The organism is uncultured Umboniibacter sp., from assembly GCF_947497555.1.
In the GTDB taxonomy this organism is placed as follows: Bacteria; Pseudomonadota; Gammaproteobacteria; order Pseudomonadales; family DSM-25080; genus Umboniibacter.
The window spans coordinates 32,354-46,051 of the sequence record NZ_CANMGY010000001.1 but is presented as its reverse complement, the minus strand read 5'-3'; the positions used below and the strand labels follow the sequence as shown (position 1 = coordinate 46,051).

The following is a 13,698-nucleotide window of genomic DNA, read 5'->3' as shown; positions in this document are numbered from 1 at the left end:
GCCGAAGGGGAGGTTTTTCTTCATTTTTTCCCGTTGCTGTTGTGTCAGTGGAAGGAATTGCTAACACGTAATTCTTCAACCTCACTTTTTGTTCGCGAAAGCACCCTCGTGGGCCAAGAGAGATACCGACCGTCACTCTGCCGCGCCGATATCAGTTAGCGTAGGAATAATGCGTCCTCCAGCGTGTGTGACACCCTGCTGTCATAGCAAAATAGTATCTGACAGTGAAGTGACACCTGTCCGTCAGGCCTGTGACAGACGCTTTGCTGTCGTTTCGCACATGACAGCGGTATGTGATTCTGGCATCGTACTTTCATCAAGGAGAAAAACATGTCACAGGAAAACATCAACAAGCCATTAACACTTTCACTGCTAAATGGCATCACGGCACGCTTCAATATAGATGGCCAAGAACTGGTAGTGTGGGGTTCTAGTTGGACGGGTATGGAGAAAATATGGTTGAACGGTGAATTGGTTTCCGAAAAACGTAGTTTGCGATTCAAAACGGTTCATACCTTTAGTGTTGATGACTCGGAATACGAAGTCGAGTTTGATATTACTAAAGCTTACAAAAGCGATGTGGTGGTGAAGGTGGTTAAGGATGGCGCCCATTTTAGGACCGTGACCTTCAACTATTATCGTGACGAAGACGGTAAGTTTGACTGGCCGAAATTATTCAAGTCTTTGCTAGCCGGAGCTGTGGTAGGTTTCAGCGGTGTGATGATCTTCGAAGTACTGTTTAAGTAAGGTTTTGAGATGAATATTGATGCTCAACAACTCAAGGCACTTCGCACCGCAAAGGCTTGGACCCAGCAGCAGTTAGCGGATACTTCAGGTCTTAGCCTGCGAACAATTCAACGGATTGAACGCTATGGTACCGGTGCCAGTGAATCAGTGTTATGTATTGCCGCTGCGCTGGATATTGATGCCAGTACCATTATTTCTGATCAGGCTTTTGAGGTGGTGGAAGTAGCACAAAGCTTTAGCTTCGCTCAACTGATGGGCGGAATTGTCGCTGGCGGTGCAGTGGGCGCTACGCTGGTACTGATACTGATGATTTAAACCGCTGTGCTTTAAGAGCAGCTGTTGTAATAATTCGACGACGCGCTTGAAGAGCCTCCCCCAAGCTCGGTGAGCGCGCGTTGAACCCATTCAGCGGTGCGCTCGACGTATTTCCTCATTCTGACTAATCATTACCGTACACTCCGTCCGATGGGATGTTGCGTATAAGGTCTATCCAGCTCATTATTTCTCTCTACGTTTAACGTTTCGAAGCTGCTAAGCGAGCACTAGAATCCGATCGTTGGTGCGTAAGCTATACTCTGCGGTGAGTAATGCGTAGGATATTTAGCATGGATAGCTATTTTCTCATTTACAGTTTTATAGTGTTTGGATTTGCGATAAATGGTTTATCGCTGTATCTCAGTGGGCGTGTTAACCGTGGCGAACGCTATATTCCGCTTTTAAGTTTATCTCAAGTACTTCTGAGCCTATCAGCATGTTTTAGTATTACGGCTCGGCTGCTTGGCTATGCGGGTCCAACGGAAGAATTTACCTTTGCTGAGTTACTCAGAACTCTCTCCAACGCAACGATGATCGCCAGTTTCTTTCTCTGTCGTTACGCAATCGGTGGCTTCATCCACTCTAAGGTTCTCGTCAAATGGCAGCCAGCTCTGGCATTTGCATCATTAGGTGTATTGGGTGTTTTCTTTGGAATGATGATCCGTCTGCCTGAATCTTGGTCCACCTTTTGGGTAAATCTATTCGCCTTCGGGCTATCCGTGCAATTGACAGTTGTGCTCTCAAGGCGCCTGCAGAGTATGCCCATGTGGATCCTCTTTATGGCCTTCCTGTTCCTCGCAGTAACAACTTCAATGCGTGCAGTGGTAAACCTTTTCGATATGGATGCGACTCCGCGCCGATTCCTAGATATGGTCACTATGGCCAGCGTCGTAGTTATGGCGTATTTGGTAAATGTTGGCGTGGTGATTGAAGCGAATCGTCGCGTGGTCAATACATTGACCAAGTTGTCGAGTTTAGATCCACTAACCGGTCTGCTTAATCGCCGAAGCTTTTTCGAAGAAGTAACGAAACGTCTTGATCAAAGTGCCGTATCCACTGAGTCCACTGTTATGTATATTGATGTGGATGGTTTCAAACAGGTGAATGATGAGCATGGACATCCCGCCGGTGATGATATGTTGCAAAGCCTCGCCGGTTATTTGAGTAAACGTCTCCGCTCCTCTGATCTAACCAGTAGGGTGGGTGGCGATGAATTCGTCGCGTATCTTCACGGAACCACTTTGGCTAATGCGCAGCGTCTAGCCGAAGCGCTGCGCCGCGACGTAGAGGAACTCGCTAGGTCGCGTGGACTTAGTTGTTCACTAAGCTTTGGGCTAGTGAGCGTATCGAAAGGTGAAGCGCTGCGAAGTGCTGTTGGTCGTGCTGATGCAGCCCTTTACCAAGCTAAATCTCAAGGTGGTAATCAGGTAGTTCTAGGCTGAATTCGTTCGTTGCCAAGCTTCATTTAATCGCTACATAAACACCGTTAGAGGCATCAACCTCTTGATAGGGGTTGGGGAAGGTAATTCGCGTGCCCTCTACCCGACTGAAAACGGTTTCCAGCAAAGCCATGAATTCTGGGTCCGGATCATCGTCAGACCAAAGCGCGAAGACGCCGCCTGGCTTGAGTTTATCGGTAATCGCCCGCAATCCCTGAATACTATAGAAGCCTTCATTGCTCGCTGTAAGCCAATGGGCGGGCGTGTGATCAATGTCCAGTAGCACCGCATCGAGGCAGTCTTGGTCGCGCTCTCCATCTAATGCCCAGGCGAAGAAGTCGTCCAGCACCAACTCGCAGCGCTCATCGTAGGTGAGAGCCTTAGCCATGGGAACGAGGCCACGCTTATGCCAACTAATGACTGGCTCCATGACGTCAATTACTCGCAGACGCGCAATTCGATCATCTTCCAGTGCCGCACCGGCGGTGTAGCCAAGGCCCAAACCACCTACTACGACGTTGAGCTCATCGCGTTCCAGCGCGGCCAGGCCTAAATAAGAAAGCTGTAACTCCGCCTCATAGAACAGGCTGGACATGAGGAACTCATCATTCATCTTCACCTCGTAAACAATGCGATTGTTTAACCTAGGTTCGCTGCGTCGGCGAAGACTGATGGAGCCTAGCGGTGTTTCCTGATAATCGAGTTCTTCAAACATTTCTGAGATCCTTCACGCTAAGATGCACCCTATACATACTGCCTGAGTAATTCACATCAAGACACCTTTTTAATAAGCGTAACCCTGTCTTCTGTAGGGAACTTAGTCTAGTTGTGAGAATTATTTCGATAGTGTTTTTCAAATTCTTCGACAAAAGCTTCACATTTGCCCTGCTACATTAGCGCCCATGTTCGCCGAAAAGCTTAAGAGGAATTGCTATGAAACGTACTATTTCGTTATTACTCGTCGCCACACTACTGTTGACCGGCTGTGGAAACAGCCACTTAGAAATCTTTCCACCGCTCTCCGATGATTCACTGATGACTTCCAAGATTCCTGTGGAGCAGTTGCACCAGGATGTTGATGCCTTTTACCAAGGGGTGCTCGACCGTCATCCAGACCTCGCAAACTACGCAAGTTTGGCGGATCTTGAGGCCGAGGTGGCCAACATCAAGTCACTTATCAACAGGCCTCTGACTCGCCTGGAGTTCTATCGACAGGTGGGGCAACTCTCACACGCCTTTAATGACGGACACACCTTTTTAATATGGCCCTATCAGGAACAGGCGTTACTAGACGCTCAGGGGCAAATATTGTTTCCCCTGGCGGTTGAAATTAATGATGATGGGCTGTTTATTAAGAATAGCTATGCCTTTAATGGTGATGTGATTTCGGCCGGGAGTAAGATAACTCAACTAAACGATATTGACACCACTGAATTGGTTGACCTTGCCCAACGCTATGTAGGAGGTGAATCCCTAGCGCTACGCGAACAGGTGGTAGCCCGTAGGTTCCCAATTATCTTGTGGTCTGTTTTTGGTTACACCAATGAGTTTGAGTTAAGCCTCGAGCACCAGAACGAGTCACAGCAAATTACCTTAGCGAGAGACGATGATTGGGCTTTAGTAACTCAGGATCAGAACGCGGATACTGACTACTACTTTGAAGTGTTAGACGGCAATGTGGGCTACCTCTATTTGGCGGACTTTGATGTCGATCCAAGCTGGTTCGAAGAATTCGTTGACGAGACCTTCAGCGACATCGCAGCGCGAAGCATCGATTCATTAATCATCGATATTCGCGATAATCCAGGTGGCAACACCGATACGGTGGCGTATCTAACTAGCTATCTTGCGGATAAACCCTTTCGGTTGGTGGCGAGGGTAAAGGAGAAGCTTAATGAAGATAACAGCGGCCTGTTAAGCTATCGAGGAAAGGTGGGTGAGATACTGGACGAGCCATGGGAAGACTGGGTGGAGCCGACTCAGAGTGAAAATCACTTTGGTGGCGATACCTATCTGCTCATTAGCCAAGTGAGCTACTCATCAGCTATTGTATTGGCTACCACTCTACAGGATAACGAGTTTGCGACGTTAATAGGTCAAACGACAGGTGGCTATGCCAACCAAACGGCACAGGGTAACCTGTTCAATCTTCCGGCATCGGAGTTGCGGGCCTATGTGCCAACGCGCATTCTACTTCGTCCTAGCGGTGATAGTACGGTTCAGGGTGTGATCCCCGAGGTGATTACCCGTCACGATGCGCAGAGCCTACAATCGGGCGAAGATACTGAAGTTGCTGCTGCGTTGGCGATCATCGAAGAAAAGGGTGCTAGGGATGCTAGTTTGAATGTAAGTATGGATAGTAGAGAGGACTAAAGCTCGTGGAAAAGACGTCGCTGTTACTGGTTGAGGATACGCAAGCTATCGCTGTTCAGGTATATGATTTCTTGGCTGAGCAGGGATTTGTTGTGGATTACGCCGCCACCGGTAAAGCGGGTTTAGCAATGGCGATGACAGATACCTATGATGTAGTTGTTTTGGACCTGATGCTTCCAGATATCAGCGGAATTGAAGTGTGCAAGAAGATTAAGGGAAATTGCGATCCCGCCCCTCCGGTGTTGATGTTAACCGCAAGGGATAGCCTACAGGATAAGTCGGAAGGCTTTCATGCGGGCGCGGATGACTACCTAACTAAGCCCTTCGAGTTAGTGGAGTTACTGTTGCGATGTAAGGCCTTGAGCAAACGCCGACAGCTGCATCGTAGCAGTGAGGTTACTATTGGGGAACTCAGAGTCAACACCAAGACACAGCAAATATATCGTGCCGGACAGGAGGTAACTCTCAGTGCTAGGGACTTTAGTTTGCTGATGTTGTTGGTGGAAGCCTATCCAAACGCCGTTAGTCGACAGCAAATGATTAGCAAAATTTGGGGTGACCAGCAGCCCGATAGTGATGTGCTGAGATCACATATCTATACCCTGCGTCAAAACCTAGATAAGCCATTTAATCAACCAATGTTAAAAACGATTCACGGAGTCGGTTTTCGTTTGGATGCGGGGGAGTAGGTATGCCTAAGCGTGGTGATTTGGCTAGGGGAGCGAGTATGAATAAGAGCGGGAGCATCAAAAGTCGGATACGCGGTCTGTTAGTGATCTTCACGATGATTTTGAGCTTACTATTGGTACTTTTGATGCTGGCCTACTCATGGCTAGTGGAAGATAACATCTTTAATCGTATGGTGTTGGACGAAACACGCTATCTTGAACAGCACTTTCAAGCTACTGGAGAATTAGCTTCAGCCCGTTATCCGTTTATGACATTGTATTCGGGTTGGTCGGAATTACCCGAATCCGTGCAGTTACTCCATCAGCAGTCACCGGAACGGGTTGAGTTTCCGTTGCCGAATCGAGGCACTATTCATACTCGTAGTGTGCAGTTAGGGCAGCAAAGTTGGTTGCTAGTGGCGAATGTGAGTGCCTACGAAGTTTCTCGGGACTATTTGCCGGCATTACTTAGGTGGCTCGCGGCCATGATCCTATTGGTTTGTTTAGTCGCCATCGCGCTGTCAATATACCTGTCGAATTGGGTGGTGAAACCCATCGAATATCTCGCCGATAAAGTCGCTTCCCATGATGGTAAGATGCCGCTGAAGTTTACCAGGCCTCTCAAGTCTCGTGAAATGAGTGCTTTGGGAGCTGTTATTGAGACCAATGTAAATCGCTTTCAGAAGGCGTTAAAACGAGAGACGGATTTCACTCGAGACATTAGCCACGAGCTGCGAACGCCAACGACCGTTCTGAAGATGAAACTGTCAACGCTTAGCGCGGGCAGTAAGCTGAGTTCGCCAACCCTAAGCCAACTAAAGCAGAGCTCACAGCAAATCGAACAGACCATAGAAGTACTCTTGACATTATCCCGTAATGAATCATTGGCCACGGAGAAACTCAGCTTGTTAGCGCAGATAGAACAGAGCTTAATTACTCATCCTGTTCTGGCTAGAGCGGATGATTATGAGGTTAGCGTAGCCGTCAGTGCGGGATTCTATGTTGTGACGAACGCAAATTTGCTGCAATTGCTACTGAACAACCTGTTAGATAATGCGGTGAATCATACTAGTGAGTCAGTTCTATCGATACAACTAACGGGTTCTACGCTAAGTGTGATTAACCCTATTTCATCGGCTGACAAAGCTGTTGTGAGCGATGCGCTAATGCAGCCGGGCGAAAAAAGCCAGGCAAGCCGCGGTATGGGTCAGGGCCTGCACCTAGTTCAACGTATTTGTGATCGTTTTGGTTGGCAGTTGTCGGTACAGGCCTTGGACGACTTTCAAATTGATATTAAGTTTGGCGATTAACCCGCCGCCGCCACCATGCCACCGTCCACCGTAAGAGTGTGGCCCGTTACGTAAGCACCGGCACGTGACGATAAATAAATCACTGTACCGGCGGCATCTTCGTAGCTGCCTAAGCGCTTTAGGGGGACGGACTCCTTGAGCGCATCATCCGCCTCAATAATATGAGCGGTCATCTTACTGGGGAAGTATCCCGGGGCGATGGCGTTTACGGTGATGAACTCTTCAGCCATATCGGCAGCAAGGTGGCGAGTTAACTGGTGCACCGCGGCTTTACTTGCTGAATAGCTGTAGTTGTTCATCTTCGGGTTAGTTAAACCATTAATGGAACCAATATTAATAACGCGCGCTGGGTCCGTTTGCGACGCGCCTTGCTTCAGTTGCTGGTGGAACTTCTGTACCAGGAAGAAAATCGATTTCACATTGAGATCCATGACTTTATCAAAGCCTTCTTCGGCGAAGTTATCAATGGTATCCCCCCAGGCCGCACCGGCATTGTTCACAAGGATGTCAATCGAGCTCTCGCGTTGAGTGACCGCTTCCACAAATTGGCTAATACCCTCCGTGGTAGAGAGGTCTGATGCAATGGCAATACACTCACCAAACTCGCTGAGACGTGTGGCGGTGGCATTGAGCACTTCGGCTCGGCGAGCGGTAATATAAACCTTGGCGCCAGACTGCAGTAAGCCAGTGGCGATCATCTCACCAATACCACGTGAACCGCCCGTTACGACAGCAACTTTGCCTTCCACACTAAAGAAATTATTCATCGCAAACTCCGTTATCTAGTAATGCTTAAAGTGTGCGGCAAGGAAGTTGAAATAGCTAGTAACCCAGGTGACAGCTGGCAGCCCTCTGGTTTAGAGCTAGAGATTCGTGTTATTCATAACGGGTTGAATAAGCCTAAGGCGCAAGGAGACCTGCGACTGTCCACATTGCCTCACCGTAATTCGCGGTGTAACGTAGAACATCAAAATAATAATGAGAGCAAAATAATGAAGAAGTGGCTACTTGCTGCGCTAGTCATCCTGGCGGGTTCCGGTACCTGGTATTGGCAAACTATTGACCGTGATGTTCGCAGCCTAATCCTGACATTCCCGACCGATAAAGACCTTCTATTTTGGAGTGACGAACAGCGTGATTTTGCCTTCAGGGCGTTGGATAAGATGCCTCTGCTGGCCAAATCTCGAGTGATGTCAGCAAGTGAACAGCCACTGCAATTACCAGCGGGCCAACCACTAGAGATGCCATTAGATGTGGATGCTTATATGAGTACCCAACGAGCGGCTGGCATGGTGATTGTTCACAACGGCGAAATTCGTTTTGAAGACTACCGTCGAAACTTTACGGCCGATGGTCGATGGACGAGTTTTTCGGTAGCGAAGTCGCTCACCTCTACCTTGGTGGGTGCGGCAATAAAAGACGGTTACATTAATAGCGTGGATGACAAGATCACTACCTATCTGCCCGGTCTTGAAGGTTCCGTTTACAACGACGTGACGGTTGAAGAATTACTCACTATGACCTCAGGCGTTCGTTGGAATGAGGATTATGGTGATCCTAACTCGGATGTCGCCAAATTCAATAATCATGTTCCTGAGCCTGGGGTTGATACCACAATTAGCTACATGCGGAGTCTAGAGCGCGAAGCGCCCGCTGGTGAAAAGTGGGTGTATAAAACGGGCGAGACCAACCTAATAGGCCTGTTAGTAAACCGTGCTACCGGCAAAACCTTGGCGGACTATTTGTCAGAGAAGATTTGGCAGCCCTACGGGATGGAAGCTGATGCTTCGTGGTTGCTGAGTTCTTCGGGCCAGGAAATTAGTGGCTGTTGTATTCAAGCTACCGTCCGTGACTTTGCGCGCGTTGGTTTGTTTATGCTTAGTGAAGGCAAAGTGAATGGCGAGTCCATATTGCCCGAAGGTTGGTTGGCCGATGCAACTACCAATCATGTAGGGAATATCTCGCCAAACTACGGCTATGGTTACCAGTGGTGGACGTTGGATAACGGTGCGTTCATGGCGCGGGGGATCTTTGGGCAGGGCATCTTCATTGATCCTGCCAGGCAGTTGGTTATTGCCTCAAATGGTAATTGGGCTGTCGCGAGTGACCGCCAGCGTATGGAGGAGCGTCTTCAATTCTATCAATTAATTCAGCAAGAAATTGATAAAGAAATTGATAAAGAAATGGTTGAGAGTGCGCCTGAAGCACCGGCTTTATTCGAATAACCGTTAGTGAGGTGACGGGCGCAGTAAATGCCATGGATTAAACACGTCATGTCATGGCGATATTGCGTAATTTTGACTTAGCAAAAATTAGGGAATGCGGTGCGATTATGCTCATATCCCGCTAATTTTTGCTAAATATCCGGTTACTTGAGAATTCAGCAGGCCGAATAATATTTTTTATTTTTCGAATTTACAGAATTGAGGTTTGTTAATGTCGTAATGTAATCTAATTTTCTGTTAATTATTCCCTTTTTTTGATGAACCTGCCTTTTTTATGCGCAATTTAGTACTGGTCAGACCATTAATGAGCAGTACTCTCACTACCCATACGTATATTTTGCTATAACCATTTTTTTTTAAGCATTTCGTTAGGTCGCAATTTTAATGTTCAAGCAACTAAAACCTCCAGTCTTCGCTGCAACTTTAGCCATCTCTCACTCATAGGCTGCTGTGCTGGTATTCACTTCCTTGATAGGTGTATTTACTCACTGAGCCCTGCGCGCATTTTTTTGCTGTTGACCCCTACCTGAATCTCCAAGTAGTTTCCGTAGAACTCGGAAAGAGCTCCTGAAAATAGGAGGCCGTGATTGCTATATTTCTCGGCATAAATAATAGAGGTTTAGAGAGTATTATGAATAACAAAAGCGCACTAGCTATAGCGATCGGCGCATCGCTATCGGGTCTTACCGCAGTACCTGCGGCACTAGCTCAAGAAGATAGTATGACCGAAGAAGTTGTGGTTACCGGCACCCGAATCGCCCGTGACCCTCTGTCAACGACAGGACCAATCACCGTCATTTCTACCGAGGCAATCGAGCGTTCTGGTGTCGCTAATATTGACGAGCTGTTAAAACGTATGCCGTCAGTAGGAACGAATGGTATTGGTAAGAATGATAACAACGGCGGGGCTGGTTTAGCCTGGGTTGACCTACGTAACTTGGGTGCAACTCGAACACTGGTATTGGTTAATGGCCGCCGTTTCGTCTCTTCAACCTCGGGTGTCGCGTCTGCGGTAGATCTTGGCAACATTCCTGTCGCGATGATTGATCGAGTTGAAGTGCTTACCGATGGGGCTTCTGCCGTCTATGGCTCAGATGCCATTGCTGGCGTTATTAATATCGTAATGAAAGATTCATTCGAAGGTACTGAACTCAGTGCCAAGCTCGGTGACACAGTTGAAGGCGGTGGTGATAGCCAGGAACTTTCTTTGACATCTGGCTTGAGTGAAGAGCGTTACGAGCTTGTAGGCAACATTTCCTACCACAAGCGTGGCGAAGTTGGTTACTCTGATCGTGATTTCGCTGGTTATAATAGTATTTATCACCCGAACGGCAATATTTGGGTTGGTGGATTAGGCGCGGGCTTCTTTGATCAGAACGGCGACCTTCAAATGGATCAACAATATGACCTTCAGGAAATGTGGTTGTCCGGCAACTCTGAGCGTGTGAGTGCCACGCTTAATGGTAATTACTTCGTTTCAGACTCAATGGAAGCATATGGCGAACTTACCACTACTCGTCGTGACTCTACTCAGCAATTGGCGGCTAATCCAATATGGTTGGATGTTCCGCTAGACAGCTTCTCTGCTTCACAAATTGCACAGCTGCAGGAAGCCTATATCGCTGCGGGTAACACGGGCGATTGGACTGATAACTACGGCGGTGTATACAGCCGTGCATCCGCGGGTGGTCCACGTATCTCGTCTCAGGAATCAACCACTTACCGTGCACTAGCTGGCTTAACTGGCGATCTGGATAACGGCTACACGTGGGATGTCTACGGTAGCTATGGTCGTAACTCAACGAATGAGTTCATCCACAACTCGCTGAATAAGCGTAAGCTTGATGAGGCCGTTGCAAATGGCGCTGACGTTCTAGGCCCTTGGGACCCAGAGTTAGCTCAACAGGTTAATTTCACTGACGTTTCTGACAACACTTACGAGATCACTAACTTCGGTGCGTCGTTAGCAGGTGAACTCGGTTCGCTTCCTGGTGGTGACATCGGCTTTGCCGTAGGTGCGGAATATCGCGAAGAGTCCGCAGAATTCAACCCATCTGCCGAAGCGCAGAATGGTGATTCCGCTGGTAACCTACAAAGCCCAACCGCTGGCTCATATAACGTATCGGAAGTCTTTGCAGAGGTGAATCTTCCTATTCTCTCTGGCGTTAAGGGTGTGGATGAATTGGCGGTAGATGCCGCGGTTCGCTATTCAGATTTCAGCAGCTTCGGTGGAAAGGGAACTTACCGCGTAGGTGGTATTTATGCACCAATTGAAACCCTACGTTTCCGTAGTAGCTACTCAACGAGCTACCGTGCTCCAAACGTGTACGAATTGTATCGTGGCGCTAGTCAGTCGTATGAGTTCCAGACGGATCCCTGTGATAATGATCAATCTACCAACTACCAACAATGTTTGGATGAAGGGATTGGCGAGAACTTTGAACATACTTCTGGTCAGATCCCAACTAACATCGGCGGTAACGCGGCCCTGAATCCAGAAGAAGCCAAAACATTGACGGCTGGAATGGTCTGGACGCCGGACATGGTTGAAGATCTCTCTTTCACTGTTGATTACTACGACATTAAGATTGAGAACGCAATTGGTACACCAGATTTAGACTACATGCTGGATCAGTGTTACATAGCAGGTGATAGTGCATCCTGTGACACCTTATCGGTGGAGCGTAACCCTGTAACAGGTCAGATCGAAAACATGAACGGAACCCTGCAAAACACAGGTTATGAACACGTTTCCGGTTGGGATATGGAGCTTAGCAAAGGTCTTTACTTTAACTCCGGTGATCTCTTCCTTAGCGCTCAGGGTTCGTACCTTTCTCGCTATGAGGTTGAGGCGATGGATGGCTCGGTGCAGGATTACGTTGGTACCGTGGGAACCACTGGTGGTATCTACACTCCATGGAGAGGTTTGATGACCGCAACCTGGACGGCTGCTTCAGATTGGTCTGTGGGTTCTACCGTTCAGTACTACGACGGCGGAACATCAACACGCGGTAAGGCGATGCCTTCTATGACCTATGTAAACTTGAATGCCAGTTACGATATTACGTCAGACGTGATACTGATGGGTGGTGTTGACAACGTGTTTGACCGTAAACCGGTATTTACTGAGGATTACTCGGGCGGATACGGCGAACTTAACAGTGAGCACGACGTATTCGGAACGTATCTTTGGATGGGTGTTAAAGCTACCTTCTAAAGCGTAAACTCCGCAAACAACGCCCAGCACTCGCTGGGCGTTTTGCGTTAAGCGCTGATGTTTTCGCTATCCACTGTCATGCTCTTATTTTTCCTATCCACTGCCATGCTCTTGGCAGTAGCAAATACCTAGCAGAATTACGATGTTATCTATCAGGCTCCTGGGAGATCAGACTGAATATAGAGGCCCGCTAGGCTTCGTACTGCCTATTACTGTGACTCATCAATGATGGTTAGCTACTTCAGAGAGTCAGTGTTCACCCCAAATAATTCAATGGGTTCAGCTCATTTACGTAAAGTTGAACGTTCAAGTTCCATCAAATACCTTGGTTTGAACGACATTCCATTGCCCGGAGTTATAGGGTGGCTCAACGTAAATAATAATAAATTGAGCTGATTCTATGTTTAAAACCCTAACTAAACGAATAACCGCCTTAATTGGTTGTACCCTCTTGGCTATGAGTAGTTACGCCAGCGTCGTTAGCGAGCATGGCGCTATCTCCGTAAAAAATGGCCAGATTGTTGACCAAAATGGTGACGTTCTGATGTTAGCAGGGCCGAGCTTTTTTTGGAGTAACACCACTTGGGATGGCGAGAAATTCTACCGCGCTGATCTTGTTGACTACTTTGTCGATGACTGGCGTGCGAATGCCGTGAGAGCTGCAATTGGTGGCGATAATACTGGTTCTTGGGAGTCGGATAGCGAAGGTAACTGGCTTCGCCTAACCGCAATTATTGATCAGGCTATAAGCCGTGATATCTATGTCGTCGTTGATTTCCACTCGCACTACGCTCATCAGAAACCAGATGTTGCCGCAGATTTTTTTAATCGGGTACTGGACGCCTATGCGGAATATCCAAACATTATTTATGAAATCTACAATGAACCATTAAATGACGTTACTTGGGATGATGATGTGAAGCCGTACTCCGAACTGATGATATCGATCATTCGCGAGAAAGCACCGAGCGCCTTAATCGTAGTAGGTTCGCCCTCCTGGTCACAGGATGTGGAGGTTGCCGCCAAAAATCCGCTCGATGATCCTAACGTGACCTATAGTTTGCACTTTTATACTGGCACTCATAAGCAAGCATTACGCGAAAAGGCCGACGTCGCGATGTCGCTAGGCGCGTCCTTGTTTGTGTCCGAGTGGGGCGCAGTCAGTGCTCATGGGGACGGCGACGTGAACTATGAAAGTACGGAAGAATGGTTCCGATTTGTGCACGAACACCAGCTTTCTCACTTTGGTTGGGGAGTTTCCGACAAAAACGAAACCGCGGCTATTTTCGAGGCAGCTGGCGAAAATTTTGCGGTTGAAGATTTACAGCTAACGGAAAACGGTAGGCTGCTTCGTCAATTAGTTCGTGAAACCACGCGAACTTCAACTAACCATTAAATAGGGTA

The 13,698-nt window shown here is 47.9% G+C and carries 11 protein-coding genes; 9 read left to right on the top strand and 2 right to left on the bottom strand.

What is annotated here, in order from left to right:
- The first annotated feature begins 330 nt into the window (after positions 1-330).
- The 3 genes from Q0698_RS00165 to Q0698_RS00155 all read left to right on the top strand — a co-directional run bounded on the left by Q0698_RS00165 (position 331) and on the right by Q0698_RS00155 (position 2,504).
- Positions 331-747 (top strand): hypothetical protein, encoded by a 417-nt coding sequence (locus tag Q0698_RS00165; protein ID WP_298632563.1) that lies wholly within the window; start codon positions 331-333, stop codon positions 745-747.
- A gap of 9 nt (positions 748-756) precedes the next feature.
- On the top strand, positions 757-1,062 hold the full coding sequence (locus Q0698_RS00160; protein WP_298632561.1) for a helix-turn-helix transcriptional regulator: 306 nt from the start codon (positions 757-759) through the stop codon (positions 1,060-1,062).
- A 290-nt stretch (positions 1,063-1,352) separates the two neighbouring features.
- A complete protein-coding gene (locus tag Q0698_RS00155) occupies positions 1,353-2,504 on the top strand; it encodes a diguanylate cyclase (RefSeq protein WP_298632559.1) in 1,152 nt (383 codons plus the stop codon).
- A gap of 19 nt (positions 2,505-2,523) precedes the next feature.
- Here Q0698_RS00155 and Q0698_RS00150 read toward each other — a convergent pair whose 3' ends face one another.
- Positions 2,524-3,216 (bottom strand): spermidine synthase, encoded by a 693-nt coding sequence (locus Q0698_RS00150; RefSeq protein ID WP_298632557.1) that lies wholly within the window; start codon positions 3,214-3,216, stop codon positions 2,524-2,526.
- Between the two features lie 218 nt (positions 3,217-3,434).
- Between Q0698_RS00150 and Q0698_RS00145 the strand changes: the two genes are divergently transcribed.
- Genes Q0698_RS00145 through Q0698_RS00135 form a run of 3 tightly spaced genes read left to right on the top strand, consistent with a single transcriptional unit; the run spans position 3,435 to position 6,852 of the window.
- Complete coding sequence (locus tag Q0698_RS00145; protein ID WP_298632555.1) at positions 3,435-4,874, top strand: S41 family peptidase; 1,440 nt, start codon at positions 3,435-3,437, stop codon at positions 4,872-4,874.
- A 5-nt stretch (positions 4,875-4,879) separates the two neighbouring features.
- Positions 4,880-5,563, top strand: coding sequence for a response regulator transcription factor (locus tag Q0698_RS00140; protein ID WP_298632553.1), 684 nt, complete (start codon positions 4,880-4,882; stop codon positions 5,561-5,563).
- Positions 5,564-5,601: 38 nt separating this feature from the next.
- The gene (locus Q0698_RS00135) at positions 5,602-6,852 is read left to right on the top strand and encodes a HAMP domain-containing sensor histidine kinase (RefSeq protein WP_298632551.1); all 1,251 of its coding nucleotides are present in this window, start codon (positions 5,602-5,604) and stop codon (positions 6,850-6,852) included.
- Here Q0698_RS00135 and Q0698_RS00130 read toward each other — a convergent pair.
- On the bottom strand, positions 6,849-7,619 hold the full coding sequence (locus Q0698_RS00130) for an SDR family oxidoreductase (protein ID WP_298632549.1): 771 nt from the start codon (positions 7,617-7,619) through the stop codon (positions 6,849-6,851). The genes Q0698_RS00135 and Q0698_RS00130 overlap by 4 nt on opposite strands.
- Before the next feature lie 225 nt (positions 7,620-7,844).
- Here Q0698_RS00130 and Q0698_RS00125 point away from each other — a divergent pair, with 225 nt between their 5' ends.
- From Q0698_RS00125 to Q0698_RS00115, 3 genes are all read left to right on the top strand, one after another.
- Positions 7,845-9,077 (top strand): serine hydrolase, encoded by a 1,233-nt coding sequence (locus Q0698_RS00125; protein WP_298632547.1) that lies wholly within the window; start codon positions 7,845-7,847, stop codon positions 9,075-9,077.
- Positions 9,078-9,708: 631 nt separating this feature from the next.
- Positions 9,709-12,294 carry a TonB-dependent receptor gene (locus Q0698_RS00120; protein WP_298632545.1) on the top strand — a complete coding sequence of 862 codons (2,586 nt, stop codon included), beginning with the start codon at positions 9,709-9,711 and terminating at the stop codon, positions 12,292-12,294.
- 400 nt (positions 12,295-12,694) lie between these two features.
- Positions 12,695-13,690 carry a glycoside hydrolase family 5 protein gene (locus Q0698_RS00115; protein ID WP_298632543.1) on the top strand — a complete coding sequence of 332 codons (996 nt, stop codon included), beginning with the start codon at positions 12,695-12,697 and terminating at the stop codon, positions 13,688-13,690.
- Positions 13,691-13,698: the final 8 nt, after the last annotated feature.